Source organism: Aeromonas sp. 601027, assembly GCF_049174455.1.
Classification (GTDB): domain Bacteria; phylum Pseudomonadota; class Gammaproteobacteria; order Enterobacterales; family Aeromonadaceae; genus Aeromonas; species Aeromonas veronii_A.
Genome location: NZ_JAAKTN010000001.1, coordinates 634,572 through 650,420, shown reverse-complemented (window position 1 = coordinate 650,420; position 15,849 = coordinate 634,572). Strand labels below are relative to the sequence as shown.

Annotated in this window: 13 protein-coding genes; 7 read left to right on the top strand and 6 right to left on the bottom strand. The window is 60.8% G+C overall.

Annotated features, from left to right (window positions below):
• Positions 1-91: 91 nt before the first annotated feature.
• From G5193_RS02755 to G5193_RS02725, 7 genes are all read left to right on the top strand, one after another.
• On the top strand, positions 92-709 hold the full coding sequence (locus G5193_RS02755) for a glutathione S-transferase family protein (protein WP_421204897.1): 618 nt from the start codon (positions 92-94) through the stop codon (positions 707-709).
• Positions 710-942: 233 nt separating this feature from the next.
• Complete coding sequence (rbsD, locus tag G5193_RS02750; RefSeq protein WP_021230086.1) at positions 943-1,362, top strand: D-ribose pyranase; 420 nt, start codon at positions 943-945, stop codon at positions 1,360-1,362.
• A gap of 36 nt (positions 1,363-1,398) precedes the next feature.
• Positions 1,399-2,928, top strand: coding sequence for a ribose ABC transporter ATP-binding protein RbsA (gene rbsA, locus G5193_RS02745; protein WP_216953559.1), 1,530 nt, complete (start codon positions 1,399-1,401; stop codon positions 2,926-2,928).
• Entirely contained in the window at positions 2,925-3,893 is a 969-nt protein-coding gene (rbsC, locus tag G5193_RS02740) for a ribose ABC transporter permease (protein ID WP_005336670.1), read from the top strand. The genes rbsA and rbsC overlap by 4 nt, the downstream gene beginning before the upstream one ends.
• A gap of 30 nt (positions 3,894-3,923) precedes the next feature.
• Positions 3,924-4,799, top strand: coding sequence for a ribose ABC transporter substrate-binding protein RbsB (gene rbsB, locus G5193_RS02735; protein ID WP_005360585.1), 876 nt, complete (start codon positions 3,924-3,926; stop codon positions 4,797-4,799).
• 108 nt (positions 4,800-4,907) lie between these two features.
• Positions 4,908-5,840, top strand: coding sequence for a ribokinase (gene rbsK, locus G5193_RS02730; protein WP_100645834.1), 933 nt, complete (start codon positions 4,908-4,910; stop codon positions 5,838-5,840).
• On the top strand, positions 5,840-6,844 hold the full coding sequence (locus G5193_RS02725; protein WP_421204896.1) for a substrate-binding domain-containing protein: 1,005 nt from the start codon (positions 5,840-5,842) through the stop codon (positions 6,842-6,844). Before rbsK ends, G5193_RS02725 begins: the two co-directional genes overlap by 1 nt.
• An 87-nt stretch (positions 6,845-6,931) precedes the next feature.
• Here G5193_RS02725 and G5193_RS02720 read toward each other — a convergent pair whose 3' ends face one another.
• The 6 genes from G5193_RS02720 to G5193_RS02695 all read right to left on the bottom strand — a co-directional run bounded on the left by G5193_RS02720 (position 6,932) and on the right by G5193_RS02695 (position 15,845).
• Positions 6,932-8,581 (bottom strand): diguanylate cyclase domain-containing protein, encoded by a 1,650-nt coding sequence (locus G5193_RS02720; RefSeq protein WP_421204895.1) that lies wholly within the window; start codon positions 8,579-8,581, stop codon positions 6,932-6,934.
• Positions 8,581-9,057 (bottom strand): hypothetical protein, encoded by a 477-nt coding sequence (locus G5193_RS02715; RefSeq protein WP_216978767.1) that lies wholly within the window; start codon positions 9,055-9,057, stop codon positions 8,581-8,583. Before G5193_RS02715 ends, G5193_RS02720 begins: the two co-directional genes overlap by 1 nt.
• A gap of 89 nt (positions 9,058-9,146) precedes the next feature.
• A complete protein-coding gene (cobB, locus tag G5193_RS02710; protein WP_216978766.1) occupies positions 9,147-9,920 on the bottom strand; it encodes a Sir2 family NAD+-dependent deacetylase in 774 nt (257 codons plus the stop codon).
• Between the two features lie 59 nt (positions 9,921-9,979).
• Positions 9,980-10,621, bottom strand: a complete 642-nt coding sequence (locus G5193_RS02705) for a GNAT family N-acetyltransferase (RefSeq protein WP_216978765.1) — start codon at positions 10,619-10,621, stop codon at positions 9,980-9,982.
• Positions 10,622-10,624: 3 nt separating this feature from the next.
• Entirely contained in the window at positions 10,625-11,869 is a 1,245-nt protein-coding gene (locus tag G5193_RS02700) for a response regulator (protein ID WP_266134623.1), read from the bottom strand.
• The gene (locus G5193_RS02695) at positions 11,856-15,845 is read right to left on the bottom strand and encodes an ATP-binding protein (protein WP_421204894.1); all 3,990 of its coding nucleotides are present in this window, start codon (positions 15,843-15,845) and stop codon (positions 11,856-11,858) included. The genes G5193_RS02700 and G5193_RS02695 overlap by 14 nt, the downstream gene beginning before the upstream one ends.
• Positions 15,846-15,849: the final 4 nt, after the last annotated feature.

Sequence of the window (15,849 nt, the reverse complement as noted above, 5' to 3'; positions counted from 1 at the left end):
GCCCCCTCTCTTTTTTCATGACCCTCCGTGGTGTTACGCGAAACAATCTTTCGCCGATATTGCGGGTGGCCTGAGCCAATCAGGAGTATTCATGTCCGATCTGACCCTCTATTTCGCTCCCGGCACCTGTGCCATGGCCGTGCAGATTGCCCTGCTGGAAGCGAATGCCCCGTTCCAACCCCGTCTCGTCAACCTCGCCGCCGGTGAGCAGCGTGATCCTGCGTATCTTGCCATCAACCCCAAAGGACGGGTGCCAGCCCTTGTCACCGAGCAGGGCACCCTGACCGAGACCCCGGCCCTGCTGCTCTATGTGGCGCAGCGCTTCCCCGATGCCAAGCTGGCGCCGCTGGACAACCCGTTCCTGCTGGCCCGCATGCAGGAGGTCAACAGCTTCCTCGCCTCCACCGTGCATGTCTCCCACGCCCACGGTCGCCGTGGCAGCCGCTGGGCCGATGACGAGCAGGCCATTGCCGCCATGCAGCAGAAAGTCGCCAGCAATATGCGCGATGGTTTTGCCCAGATTGAGCAGCACTATCTGGCAGGCCCCTGGGTACTCGGCGAGCAGTTCAGCGTGGCGGATATCTATCTGTTTGTGGTCGCGGGCTGGCTGAAAAGCGATGGGGTCGAGATCAATGAATTCCCCAAGGTTGCCGATCATTATCAGCGCATGCTGAGCCGTCCGGCGGTCGCCAAGACACTGGCCAACTAACCATAAAATCAATAGCTCGATGAATAACAAGGGTGTCAGGGCTCTGCTGACACCCTTCCTGCCTCCTCCCCTGCACTTCTTCTCCCGCCTTTGAGATCGTTTTCACATTTCCGTGGTTTTGCCGTGGCCCTTCCTTAGTAAAAGGCCTATCTTTGCGCCATGACGCAACCGGTTGCGTAACCGGTTGCCTAGCGGTTCACAGATTGACGGGCCAAGGCCTGATGAGGTGCTGTATGAAACGAGGCGTACTGCTCAATGCTCCCCTGAGTGCTCTGGTGGCACAGATGGGCCACACCGACGAGATCACCGTCTGCGATGCAGGCTTGCCCATTCCGGCAGGTCCGGAGCGGATCGATCTGGCGCTGATGGCGGGGACGCCCAGCCTTGCAACCGTACTGACCGCCCTGCTCACCGATCTGGTGGTGGAGAAGGTGATCATGGCAAGCGAGATCAAGCAGATCAGCCCCGCCGCCCATCAGGCACTGGTCGATCAGCTTGAAGCGCACGCAGCCGCCCAGGGCAAACCCATCGCCATCGAATACTGCCTGCACGAGGAGTTCAAAACCCGCTCCCGCCAGAGCAAGGCAATCGTGCGCAGCGGCGAGGTGACTCCCTACGCCAACCTGATCCTCTGCGCCGGTGTGGCGTTCTGACATTCTTCAAAGAAGGCCTCTTCAAGGAAGCTGCAAATGAGCACAACCTCCCCCCTCTCACCCATTCTGGAGCTGACTGGGATCGTCAAGACCTTCCCCGGTGTACGCGCCCTCGACGAAGCGGGTCTGCGGGTCTATCCGGGCCAGGTGATGGCCCTGCTCGGTGAAAATGGCGCCGGCAAATCCACCCTGATGAAGGTGCTGACCGGTATCTATCAGGCCGATGCGGGCAGCGTCAGCTATCGCGGCCAGCCGGTCCACTTCAAGGGCCCCCGCGACTCTCAGGATCAGGGGATCAGCATCATCCATCAGGAGCTGAATCTGCTGCCGGAGTTGTCGATTGCCGCCAACATCTTCCTCGGTCGTGAACCCCGTACCCGTTTTGGCAGCATCGACCACAAACAACTGCGCGAGCGGGCAAGCGGCCTGCTGGCACGACTTGGCGTCAAACACGGGCCGGATACCCGACTCGGGGATCTCTCCATCGGCGAACAGCAGATGGTGGAGATCGCCAAGGCGCTGTCGTTCGATGCCAGCGTCATCATCATGGATGAACCCACCGATGCGCTGACCGATACCGAGACCGATCAGCTGTTCAAGGTTATCCGCGAGCTGCGTGAGCAGGGTTGCGGCATTGTCTATATCTCCCACCGCCTCAAGGAGATCTTCGAGATCTGCGATCGGGTCACCGTGCTGCGCGATGGCAAGTGGATCGGCGAGAAGGCGGTGAGCGATCTGGATGAAGACAAGATCATCGAGATGATGGTGGGCCGCCGACTGGAAGAGCAGTACCCGCGTCTTGAGCGCGAGCTTGGCCCCGTCAGCCTGCAGGTAAAAGATCTGGCCGGTCCCGGCGTGCGCGGGGTGAGTTTCTCCCTGCGTCAGGGGGAAATTCTGGGTTTTAGCGGCCTGATGGGTTCCGGTCGTACCGAGCTGATGAAGCTGATCTATGGCGCCAGCCCCATCAGCGCCGGTGAAGTGGCAGTGGACGGTCATGCTCTGGTGCCCAAAAGCCCGGCCGATGGGCTGACCGCAGGCATCGCCTATATCTCCGAAGATCGCAAGGGGGATGGGCTGGTGCTGGAGCTGTCGGTGCGCGAAAACATGAGTCTGTGCGCCCTCGACGAGTTCATCAGCAACGGCAAGATCGACGGCAAGGCCGAGCGGCAGGCGGTGAGCGACTATGTGCGTCTGTTCAACATCAAGACCCCGAGTCAGGATCAGCTGATAAAGCTGCTCTCCGGCGGCAACCAGCAGAAGGTGGCCATCGCCAAGGGGCTGCTGACCCGGCCCAAGGTACTGATCCTCGACGAGCCGACTCGCGGCGTCGATGTGGGGGCGAAAAAGGAAATTTATCAGCTGATCAACCAGTTCAAGAAGGAGGGGATGAGCATCATTCTGGTCTCCTCAGAGATGCCGGAAGTGCTCGGCATGAGTGATCGCATCATGGTGATGCACGAAGGGCGCATCAGCGCAGAGTTCAACACCCGCGATGCCAATCAGGAGAAGCTGATGGCGGCGGCAGTCGGTAAACAGTGGCAAGCAGAGCAAGAGGCATCCCAATGACAACCCAAACCCTTTCCCGCCGTGGCGTCATGAGCAAGGCGTGGTGGATCGAGAACAAATCCCTGGTCGCGCTGCTGGTTCTGATTGGTGTGGTCTCCTTTCTGAGCCCCAACTTCTTCACCGCCGACAACCTGCTCAACATCCTGCGCCAGACCTCGGTCAACGCCATCATGGCGGTCGGTATGACGCTGGTTATCCTTACCGCCGGTATCGATCTGTCGGTCGGCTCTGTGCTGGCCCTGTGCGGTGCGCTGGCCGCGACCATGGTCGCCATGGAGCTACCGATCTGGCTGGTGGTGCCCCTCACCCTGGGTGCCGGTGCCCTGCTGGGCGGCGTCAGCGGCCTCATCATTGCCAAGGGCAAAGTACAGGCATTTATCGCCACCCTGGTCACCATGACCGCTCTGCGCGGCATCACCATGGTCTATACCGAGGGTCGTCCCATCTCCACCGGTTTCAGTGACGGCGCCGATCACTTCGCCTGGCTTGGTACCGGTTACCTGTTCGGTCTGCCGGTGCCCATCTGGCTGATGGCCATCGTCTTCCTGCTCGCCTGGTTCATGCTCAACCACACCCGTCTCGGTCGCTACATCTACGCCCTGGGCGGCAACGAATCGGCTACCCGCCTCTCCGGCATCAATGTGGATCGGGTGAAGCTGGCGGTGTATGGTCTGTGCGGCGCGCTCTCGGCACTGGCAGGGCTTATCGTCACCTCCCGTCTCTCCTCTGCCCAGCCGACCGCCGGCATGGGTTACGAGCTGGATGCCATCGCCGCTGTGGTGCTGGGTGGTACCAGCCTGATGGGCGGCAAGGGCCGCATCATGGGCACCCTGATAGGTGCGCTGATCATCGGCTTCCTGAATAACGCCCTCAACCTGCTCGACGTATCCTCCTATTACCAGATGATCGCCAAGGCCAGCGTGATCTTGCTTGCCGTGATGATCGATAACAAAAGCAATCGTTGATAAGACAAGCCACACACAAGGAATGAAATGATGAAAAAGCTCAATACCCTGCTCGCTGCCGCCATCATGTCCGTGCTGGGCACCGCCCAGGCCGCCGATCAAACCCTGGCCATGGTGGTCTCCACCCTCAACAACCCCTTCTTCGTCACCATGAAAGAGGGTGCCGAAGCCAAAGCCAAAGAGCTTGGCTACGAGCTGGTGGTACTGGACTCCCAGAATGACCCGGCCAAAGAGCTCTCCAACATGGAAGATCTCACCGTGCGCAAGGTCGGCGCCATCCTGATCAACCCCACCGACTCCGAAGCGGTCGGCAACGCTATCCGTCTGGCCAACCGCGCCAGCATTCCGGTGCTGACCCTGGACCGCGGCGCTGCGCAGGGTGAGGTCAAGGCCCACATTGCCTCCGACAACGTGGCGGGCGGCAAGCTGGCCGGTGACTTTATCACCGAGAAACTGGGCACCGGTGCCAAGGTGATCCAGCTGGAAGGGATTGCCGGTACCTCCGCCGCCCGCGACCGTGGCGAAGGTTTTGCCCTGGCCGTGGCGGCCAACAAGCTGCAGGTGCTGGCTTCCCAGCCTGCCGACTTTGACCGCACCAAGGGTCTGAACGTCATGGAAAACCTGCTGGCGGCCCACCCGACCGTTCAAGCTGTGTTCGCCCAGAACGACGAGATGGCGCTGGGTGCCATCCGCGCCGTGCAGGCTGCCGGTAAAGAGGTGATGATCGTCGGCTTCGACGGCACTGACGATGGCAAAGCCGCCGTTGCCAAGGGTAAACTGGCCGCCACCGTGGCCCAGCAGCCTGCCCTGATCGGTGCCATCGGCGTCGAGACTGCCGACAAGGTGCTGAAAGGTCAGCCGGTCGAGAAATCCATTCCGGTACCGCTGCAAGTGGTCAGCAAGTAAGTTCTCGAGGGGAGGTTCGCCTCCCCTTTTCCCTCTCGTTCAGGTGCCTCCCGGCTTGGGCTCACTCCATCACAGTGTTCAAGCCAAGATGCATCAGGAGTAGTCAACATGAATCGTCTCGTCGTTCTGGGCAGTGTCAATGCAGACCATGTGCTGCGCGTTCCCCACTTTCCTCGCCCGGGTGAAACCCTGACCGGTCACAGCTATCAGGTTGTCCCAGGTGGCAAGGGGGCCAATCAGGCGGTGGCCGCCGCCCGCCTCGGCGCCCCCGTCTCCTTTATCGCCCGTATCGGCGATGACGCCATAGGCCACCAGATGAAGAGCGGCTTTGCCAAAGATGGCATCGACGTCAGCGCCGTCGAACTCGATCCCAAGCTCCCGACCGGTATCGCCATCATCTATGTGAGCGATGAGGGGGAGAACAGCATCGGCATCTCTGCCGAGGCGAACGGTGCCATCACCCCTGCCGTGGTGAAAAACCACGAAGCGATGATCGCCGACGCCCACACCCTGCTGTTGCAGCTGGAAGTGCCGCTCGAGAGCGTTCATGAAGCTGCACGGCTGGCCCGCGCCCACGGCACCCGGGTGGTGCTCAACCCCGCCCCCGCCCGCCCGCTCTCCGCTGAGCTGTTGGCGCTGGTCGACCTTATCACCCCCAACCAGACTGAAGCCGAGCTGTTGACCGGCGTCAAAGTCACCGACGAAGCAAGTGCCCGCGAGGCGGCCGCCCGCTTCCACCAGATGGGCATTGCGGATGTGATGATCACCCTGGGGTCGCAGGGGGTCTATTGCAGCAACGCCCAGCAGCAACAGCTGATCCCGGGCTTTCGGGTCAAGGCGGTCGATACCACTGCCGCAGGCGATACCTTCAACGGCGCCCTGCTGGCGGCGGAACTGGCCGGAGCCGATTTCCACAGCGCGGTGCGCTTTGCCCACGGGGCGGCGGCGCTCTCCGTGACCCGATTCGGAGCCCAGAGCTCCATTCCGAGCAAACAGGAGGTTGACGCCTTCCTGCTTGAGCAGACTGCGCAGGGGCACTGATGGCCAATATCAAGGAGGTGGCGGCGCTGGCGGGTGTGTCGACCACCACCGTCTCTCATGTCATCAACGAGACCCGCTTTGTGGCCGAGGAGACCCGCGAACGGGTCTTCGCCGCCATGCGCGATCTCAACTATGCCCCGAGTCTGGTGGCCCGCAGCCTTAAGGTGAAGGAGACCAACAGTATCGGCATGCTGGTCACTACCTCCAGCAACCCCTTCTTTGCCGAGGTGGTGCGCGGGGTGGAACGTTACTGCTTCGAGCAGGGCTACAACCTGATGCTGGGCAACACCGAGGGGCAAGCCGAGACGGCCCTCTCCTACCTCAAGATGATGCTGCGCAAGCGGGTCGATGGCCTGCTGATCATGTGTAGCGAAGGACAGCAAGAGGTGTTCAATCAGCTCGACTGGCTCAAGAGCCTGCCGGTGGTGGTGATGGATTGGGGGCTGGTCAGCGAAGATGTGGATCTTATCGCCGACAACTCCTTCCACGGTGGTTATCTCGCGACCCGCCATCTGATTGAGCTGGGCCATACCGCCATCGGCTGTATCACAGGCCCCCACAGCCGCGCCCCCGCCAACCAGCGCCAAGCTGGCTTCGAGCAGGCGTTGCAGGAGGCAGGTCTCATCGTCAATCAGGAGTGGATCCAGGAGGGTGATTTTGACTGCGCCAGCGGCCATCAGGCGATGACTCGTCTGCTGGCATTGCCCGAGCGCCCCACCGCCCTCTTTGTCTGCAACGACATGATGGCGATGGGAGCCATCAGTGCCGCCCATCAGGCGGGGCTGGTGATCCCGCGGGATATCTCCATCGTTGGCTATGACAATGTGGCGCTGGCTGAATTTATGTCGCCGCCGCTCACCACCGTCAACCAGCCCAAAGAGGAGCTGGGGCGTCTCGCCGTCACCCGCCTGCTGGCCCGCATCAACGGTGAAGCGGTGGAGAACCCCCTGATCACCGTCGACCCGGACCTGGTGATCAGGCAATCCTGCGCCCCTCGCACCTGACGTTCAGGGGCAATAAACGAAACAAGGCGACCCCAAGGTCGCCTTGTTTCATTTTGTCTCTTGCCGGTGCAATACCGCTTTTTGCCCTCAGGCCAGCGACCGGGTCTCCCTGGCCGCCAGCACTTGCAGTGGCACCAACCCCAATCGTCGGGCCAGAGGCTGCAACAACTCGCCATCTTCATCACCCTGCGGCAGCCAGTAGCGGACAGGCCAGCCGACTGCCAGCTGCGCCGCGGTGGTACTGCCAATCTCTCTGAGCGCCAGAGTGCAACCCTGTTGGCGCAATCCCGCCAGCAAGGCACTATCCGGCTGCAGCATCGGCACCAGCAACACCAGCGGCGTACGGGAAGCCTCCGGCAGATAGGCCAGTAGATGAGTAAGCTGGGCCTGGTTGTCGAGCGGGACCAGCAGTGCCCGCCCATCGGCATACTGCGCCTCGTGTGTTTGCAGCACACGGGCCAACACGGGCCCAAGCACACCGCACTCCTGCAGCCAGCGCATGTGGCAGGGCACTCCCTGCTCACCCCACTCAAGCGCCAATTGCCACATCTCGTTGCCCTGTCCGTCCGTCAGCGCCTGCAATGCCACTTGCAGCGGTGCAGGCTCGCGCCCCGCCAGCCACTCTCGCAGCTGATGAAGCTGCTGCTGACTCAACTGCAGCTGCTGCAGCATGGCAGGCTCAAACCAACTGATCGCCCCCTCCTGGCTACGCTTGGCCTGGTTGAGGGCCAGGATGGCCTGATCCAGCAGCCGGGCGGCATCCTGTTGCTGCGCCTTGGCGACCCCGAGCCGACAGGCCAGATCGAAGCTGCACTCCCGGGTCACGAACTCGAAATGGAGCAGATCCACCAGCTCATGAATGGCGGTTTCCAGCGCATCATTCGCCTTGGTCAGCACCACGGCAAATTCGTCACCACCAAGCCGGTAAGCGTGACTGCCATGGGCCTGTTGCAGCTTGTTGGCCACCATCTGCAACAGCCGATCACCGACCTGATAACCCAGCAGATCATTGACCTGCTTGAAGCGCTTGAGATCGAGCACCACCAAAGCGCTCACATCATCAGCATGCAGAGCGCGAGAGAGCTGCTCCTGCAGGGCACGGCGGTTGCCAAGCTGGGTCAGGGGATCGAGCAGGGCAAGCCGGCGGTTCGCCAGATTGGCGCGAATGAGGGCTGCGACCAGAGCGCCGCCAGTCAGCAGCAGGATCAGTTGCCAGATCTGCAGCCAGAACAGACTGTTGCGGATCTGGCTGACCGAATGCTCCCGCTCCTGGCCGGAGAGGATCTGATCCCCTATCTGTTCGATGAGACGGGTCTGGCTGGCGATCGCCTCCTGCAAGCGGGCAAGCTCAGCCCCCTCGCGCAGCGCACCAGCCTCCATCTGGGGTTCGAGCTGCTTGATCTGCTCGAACAGGGTGGCCAGCACCTTGCCGAGTCCGTGCCGCTGGCGCATCTCGGCGGTCTCGCTGCTGATGAGGAAGATGTCGAGCCGGTTCCACAGCAGATCGTAATCGAGGCTCAGGGTCTCCATCGACAGTCTGCCAGCCCGATAGAGCTGCAGGTCGTAGAGGAAACGCTGGGATTCGAGCATCACCTGGCTGATGTTCCAGTGGACATTGCGGTAGAAGGTATCGACCAGCTGCTCTTGCCGATACTGCAGATAGAGGCTGCTGCCCGACGAGAGCAGAAACAGCAGCGACACCGCAACCAACAGCAGATTTTGGCGGGATAGCCCCATCAATCGACGATCTCGATGCGGGTCACCTGCCACACCATGCAGTTGTGAATGGCAGGCACGTCCAGCTTGGGATAGGTGGTGAACGGGATGAGCAGCCAGAGCGGCCCCTTGTTGCGCCGGGTCAGCGGTTTGCCGTCCTCCTGACGCACCAGGGTCAGCGGCACGCCGTCGAACAGGGCCAGATCCACCACCTGCTGATAGCCGTTGAGGGCCGAAACGGCGATCTTGCGAGCATCCGGGATCCCTTGCGCCGCCAGCACGGTTGACAGGGTCGGCCCGCGATAGTGGTGGGTGCCCTGGGTCCAGGGAGTAGTGGTGGTGAATTCGGTCTGTGGCAAGGCGGAGAGGGCCGCCTCATCGAGGGTCACCTGCTGGCCATCTGGCAGTACCAGGGTCATCAGGGGGATGGAGGCCGATGCGCTGGCACTGGCCAGCATCAGGAGAAAAAAAGCGATCCATTGCTTTACTGCGTTCATGGTAATTTGCGCCAACTGCGTCCCATTTTTTGTGGCTGCCAGTGTGGCGATTTCACCGAACCATTGCAACTGTCCCGTCACACACTAGCTCAGGGACCGCGCATCTCCATCCAGTTGTGCCCCTCGACTTGCCTCGGTTGATGGATGCCGCACGCCTCCAGCAACTCATCGACATAGGCGGGTACCAGCAGGGAGGCCGGCCCATAGCGCTTCTCGTCAAACTGGCTACCCACCTCGCTCGGCTCGAGATTGAGCTCTATGGTGTGGGCCCCGTTCAATCCCGCTTCGTGCACGAAACCGGCGGCCGGATAGACGGCACCCGAGGTGCCGATGGAGATGAACAGATCGCACTGGGCCAGCGCACTATAGATGCGATCCAACCCGAGCGGCATCTCGCCAAACCAGACCACGTGGGGGCGCATCGGCTGGGGGAACTGGCAGCAGGAGCAGAGCTCGTCCTGATGGAGATCCCCGCGCCACTCGATCACCTGACCGGACTCCGGGCAGCGAGCCTTGAGCAGCTCGCCGTGCATATGGATAAGGTTCTTGCTGCCAGCACTCTCGTGCAGATTGTCGATGTTCTGGGTCACCAGGGTGACCGTGCCGGGCAAAAGCCGCTCGAGACGAGCCAACGCATAGTGGGCCGGATTGGGGTGAACCTGGGGCTGTTGCAGCTGTTTGCGGCGGGAGTTGTAAAAGCGCAGCACCAGATCGGGATCACGGGCATAACCCTCGGGGGTCGCCACGTCCTCGACCTTGTGCTCTTCCCACAAACCGTCGCAGGCACGAAAAGTCTTGATGCCGGATTCGGCAGAGATCCCCGCTCCGGTCAGGATCACGATATGTTTGTATGACTGCGCCATAAGCTGCTCCGTCTATCCCCGCATAATAGTGTGACCTTAGCACAGGGAAAAAAGCGCCACTATTCGCCCTTGGTCTTAAAAGCTTGGCGTGGCTGTGCGGGCAACCACTCATCCAGCACGGTCAGATCGAGCCTGACAAAAACCATCTCCCGCCCGGTTACCAGGGTCAGCGGCAGACCAAGGCGCTTGAGCAAAGTGAGCATGGGACGATTCTGGGCCAGCACCTCCGCGGTCCACTCACAGATCCCCTCAGCTCGGGCCAGCAGTGCCAGCGCCAGCAGAATGCGCCGTCCCGCTCCCTTGTGCTGGAAATGATCTGCCACGATGCAGGAAAATTCGGCACGCTCCGGATGGAGTCGACGCCGGATGGACTGAGCCTGAGCCAGCGGCTCACCGGCAAGATCGGTCAGCAACAGCGAGATCTGGTGTTCGGGATGGTAATTGAGAAACTGGGCCACCTGCTCCGGCGGTGGCCTCCGTTTGGGGCGCATAAAACGCAAGTAGATGCTCTCCTCACTGAGCGCATCATAGGCGGCCAGCATACGGTCAGGATCCACCCCCTGCAGCTCTCGTAGCAGACAAGGTTGGTCGGCGACCTGCATCGTCAGTGGCAGTACCGACCGCGAAGCCGGATGGGGCCAGCCTGCCAGCCCCTTGCAGAGACGCTCCCGATGGATGGGCCAGCAGAGATAACGGGGCACGGGTTACCAGCGCCCCGCAATACCCTGCTCCCGCCACACCTCGGCGTCGAGCAGATTGTAAGGATCATCGAGATAGACGGCGATCCCCAGCTCTCTGACTCGGGCCATAAAGCGTCCCAGCAGGGAGTCCATGGCCAATGACTCTATTTCGGGTAAAAGCGCCTGCCCCAGCAGCAAAGCGCTCAACGGCAAACGCTCCAGCAGATCGAATGGCAAATGCTGGCTGTTATCGAGCAGCAACGCCAGCTTGCTCCCCGCCAGACTCGCTTGCAGTACCAGCGCAAACCGCTCTCCATTGCTCAACAGGTGATCCCGACGATGGATCAATAATGTCAGCTCTGTGGGGCTACGTGACTGATCCGTCAACCACTCTTTAAGTGCCTCCCAGCGGCTGGGTAAACCCGTTACCGCCAGCCAGACCGGATGAGGAGTCGCGGGGCTGGAGAGCAGCCCAAGTTGCCCCTGCACTTCCCCCTGCCAACGACGAATTGTTCGACGTTGGCCACTCAGCCGACGCTGACGCAGAGGCCCCAGATAGAGTCCGCGCAGCAACCTGAGCAACTCGTTGCCATCGAGTGGCTTGGCCAGTGCAGCCAGCACATTGAAACCGGCATCGTGCAGCAGACGGCGGGCACCGTCGATCAATGTCTGCTCGTGCGCCGACAAGAGAATGATCGGCAACCCGCTGCGCTGAATTTGCGGCTGGCTCATCAGCAGGCTGATGGCATCCTGCTCCACCAGACTGAGATCACACACCAGCAGACTGATGTCGCCAGCCTCCAACGCAGCAAGACAGGCAGTTTCATCCTGCACCCACTGGCAGGAGAGCCCCAGTTCGGCGATAGCCTGCTGTAACTGCATCCCCTGAAACGGGTGATCTTCTAGCAGCAGTACCCGCTTGGCCGCCAGCCAGTTGTTCCAGTCACGGTAACTGGCGGCAAGTCCTCCCAGCCAATCTTCACCAATGGCATAAATTCCCTGATGATGCTGCAACTCGGGGAAATAGTCCGCCTGCTGGTGAGCGGCAGGATCGTAAAGGGCAATGGCTCCTGCCGCAAACAACCCTTCCCACTGCCAGCAGGCGTCCGGTTGGGTGCGCTGCAAAGTGACATAGGAGGGGAGTGTCGTGCTCTTTGCCAGCTCATGGGAGGCCCGATCAAGCGCATACAGCAAGACAGGGCAAAAATCTGCCGCCTCGTGCTCTTCCGAGTCGAGCAACGCCAGCAGTTCTTCATCAGTAATGATCATCTTGGGTCCTTTTCGAGAAATGCTGGCTGAACTCATCCAACGCCCGGTTCAAACTGCTCTGGAGAGCTGGATGGGGGGCTTGTTGCCACTCGTCAATCACCGTCACCAGCGCCGTGGCTCCTACCATTCTGGCGGCCCCCTTCAGCTTGTGTAAAGCAGCATTCACGCCAACTTCATCTTCTTCTGTGCAGCAGCGTTCAAGTTCGGCCAAATCATCACGGGTAGCCTTCAGATAAAGGGCAGCCAGTTCATCGGTCAGCAACGAGGCAACCGGCGTCGGGGCGACAGCATTGCTCCCCTCTTTGCCAATATGGCGCAGCAAGGTCGCCAGCACCTTGAGGGCGACCGGCTTGTCCAGATGACCATCGCAACCGCAGGATTGCAGCTCCCTTGCCGCTTGCTCACTGAGATCTGCGGTGATCACATAGACCGGAAGACGGGCCCAACGGGCGGATTTGCGCAATTGCCTGCACAGTTCGGCCCCGTTCATCACCGGCATCTGCAGGTCTGTCAACACAAGATCCACCTGGTGCTTCACCAGCATCTCCAGCGCTAGCTGCCCATTGGCGGCACTGACTACGCTTGCACCGAGTTGCCCCAGTTGCATACAGATCAGCTCCCGGTTGACATCGTGATCCTCAACAAGCAGTACCCGCATACCAAGCCCGGGCTGCATCTCACCCACAGGTTGCTCTGATGTCATCCGTGGCTGGAACAGGCTGATCATGGTGCCCGGCACCCAGGACTCCCCCTGCCATGACCAGTGATACAGACTATCCTCGTCTCTCTCGGCCTGCAGCAGATCAACCGCACGACTGGCAACATGAATACCGAGCCTGGACAACCAGGGCGTGACCCCCAAAACCTCATCGTGAGGCAGTGAGAGGGATAACTGGCGTACTCTTGGCTGCCAATCGATATCTTGCTGAACCTGTTGCAACGGCAACTCGCAGAAGAAGCGGCTACCACCGTCCGGGCGTCCCTCGACATCGATCAACCCGCCCATCTGCTCGAGCAGCTGCTTGCAGATCGCCAGACCAAGGCCGGTGCCCGGCGCCCGCAACTGTCCTTCAACAGCAAACTGTTCGAATGGCATAAAGAGAGTAGGACGCATCTTGGCGGTGATCCCCGGCCCTTCATCATCGACCCCGAAGCGCAAGGTCGATGCGACTACCTCGACCCACAGCACCACTTCCCCACGCAGGCTGAACTTGATGGCATTGGAGAGCAGATTGTGGAGCACTTGCCGTACCCGATGGGGATCGAGAGTCAGCAAGGCTGGCAAGGCGGGGTCAAGCCGCAATCGTAATTGCAGCCGTTTGGATCTGGCCTTACTCCAGTGCACCGCCGCCACGTGCTCGCACAGCTCGGCGAAATCGGTGGGCTGGGGCGAGAGGGAGAGTTTGCTGTTTTCGTTGCGACTAAAGTCGAGTACATCGTTGAGCAGGCCGAGCAGCTCATCCCCCGCCTGACGCACCCGCGCCAGCGCCGAATCCTGTTCTCTCGACAAAGGGGTGCTGGCCAGCCACTCAAGCAAGCCGAGCATGGCGTTCATCGGTGTACGGATCTCGTGGCTAATCGCCGCCAGGAAACGGCCCTTGGCCTGCACCGCCTGCTGCGCCTGTTCATGGGAGTGCTGCAATGCTTGATCCTGCTCGACCCGGGCAGTGGCATCCTGCATCACCGCATAAATTCGCCAACCATGCGGTTGACTGCGGCCACGGCCATAGAGCTGCAACCAGCGCAGACCCTTGGTCGGATGGTGATAGCGCAGGGTGAATGCGAAGGGTTTGCCAGCCTGCAACATGGCGAACATCTCACGGCTTACCCGGCGGCGATCCTCGCGCTCAAGCATAATGAGCACCCGTTTGGGCTCACGGCGGATCTGCTGGCTCGCCAGCCCCAGCAGCTCGTAACAGCCTCGGCTGATAAACTCGATGGCCCCTACCCGTCCCCGCTCGAACATAAACTGCAGCACCACGCCGGGGACTGTATTGGTCAGGGCACGCAGGCGGCGCTCTGCCTGACGTAGAAAACGGGCCTGCTCACGCAGCACACTGATATCCGACAGGGCGATGAGATCGGTGGCAGGTGCTTGCTTGTCCAGCCGCAGCGGATGCTGGGCATAGGCGAAGACCTGCTCCCCCAGCACCAGCTCCCCTTCGCTCTTTTGCGGCTGAACCGGCGGCAGCATCAACTGCTGAGAGTAGCGCAGGGCCAGACGTCGCCCCTGTTTATTGGATTTGATCACCTTGCCCTGGCTGTTGCGCAGATAGACGGGCACCGGCAACGCCTGAAACATGGTTTCCCGCAGCTCGCTCTCGATGGCCAGCGCCTTCTCGGCGGCGTGACGCTGGGCCACTTCCCTTGCCAGTTGCTGGCGGGAACGCCAGATCCCGCCGATGACAATACCGCTGATCAGCAGTGCCATGGCGATGGAGCCAAACCAGGCGGCGTAGCTCACACCGGGTTGCTGCACGACGAGCAAGCGGCGCCAGCGCTGGTTAAGTTCGTCAATCTGGGTGCTGGTAAGGGCCATCAGGTTGCGATCCATCACCCCGGCCAGTTCGGTCTGACTCTTGTTGATGGCAAAGCCAAGACTGAAGCGATCTTCCAGCTCCTCAATATCGAGCCCTTCCAGCAAGTTGGTACGCTGGGGATATTGCAGCTGATATAGCTCGCTCAGCATGGCGTCAGCCTTGCCATGTTTGATCGCTGCCAGCCCCTGTTCGATGCCGTCGGTGCGAACCCACTCCTGATCACCGAGCAGGGCGAGCAAGGAGGGATCGTAGAGGGATTCCGGCACCAGAATACGCTGCCGCTTGAGTTGGGTAATGCGATCAGAAGCCAGCTTGCGCTTGCTGATCAAGGCAAACCGGTTGGTGGAGATCGTCCGGCTGAAAATGAACTGATCCGTCAATGCCGGGGATTCCGGCAAACCGGCCATCATATCCGCCTCACCACGACGCAGCTTTTCTACGGCCTCCGCCTTGCTGGCGGCAGGCACCAGCTTGTATTTCAGGCCGGTCTCCTGGGTGACCCAGCGCAACACATCCGCGCTCCACCCTTTCGGCTCCCCCAGATCATTGACGCCGCTATAGGGCATCAACTCGGGATTGACCACCAGGCGAATGGTGCGACCGCGGCCGGATAACCAGGCCTGCTCGGTATCGCTGAAGTGGGGTTGGTTGACGTAGAGCGACCCCTGATCGAGATAACGGGCCAGATCGGTATAGATAGTACCGGCGGGCATATGACGGATCAGGGTGTCCACCAGATTGGCCAACTCAGGCTGATCACGCATCATCAAGCGATAGCTGATGATCCGATCCTCACCAAACAGGCGGCGCAGGCGCAAACCATCGGCAGGAAACTCGCGCATCAGATAGCGCAGTTGCAGATAGTCCCCCAGATAGGCATCACCCTTGCCACTCTGCAGCGCGTCGTAGACCTTCTCTCCGCTTTTTAGGGAAATAATGCGTGCCTGTGGATAGAGCTCGTGCAGCAGGCGGGCAGAGTCTGCCAGCGAGTAGACCAGAAAGCGGGCCTGTTTGAGATTTTCACCCTTGTAGAGGATGGCGGCATCGGTCTCCATCATCGGACGACTTAACCGCATGCCCTCCACGGCCTTCTTGCGGGTTCCGACATAGGGAATGATGTCGCAGTCACCCTCTGCGAGCCCGTTGCGCAATATCTGCCAATCGGGCAACTCTTTGAGCACGAGGGGAACCGGGAACAGCTCCTGCAACCGGGCGAGACGATCCTTGAGCAGACCCCCCTCGGCCATCAGGTATGGTGGAGGAAGCGTCGCAGGATAGCAGAGCGAGAGCTGACTCAGTGAATTTACATAAGCTTGGGTCGCCGGCGCCAACGGCAGCACTGTGGTCTGCAAAGGCTTGGCGTGCAATGGCAGTGCCAGTACGGCACCCAGAAGAAAAACGGGGAATTTGGTCATCTGAAAACAAAAGCCAGGCATCTGC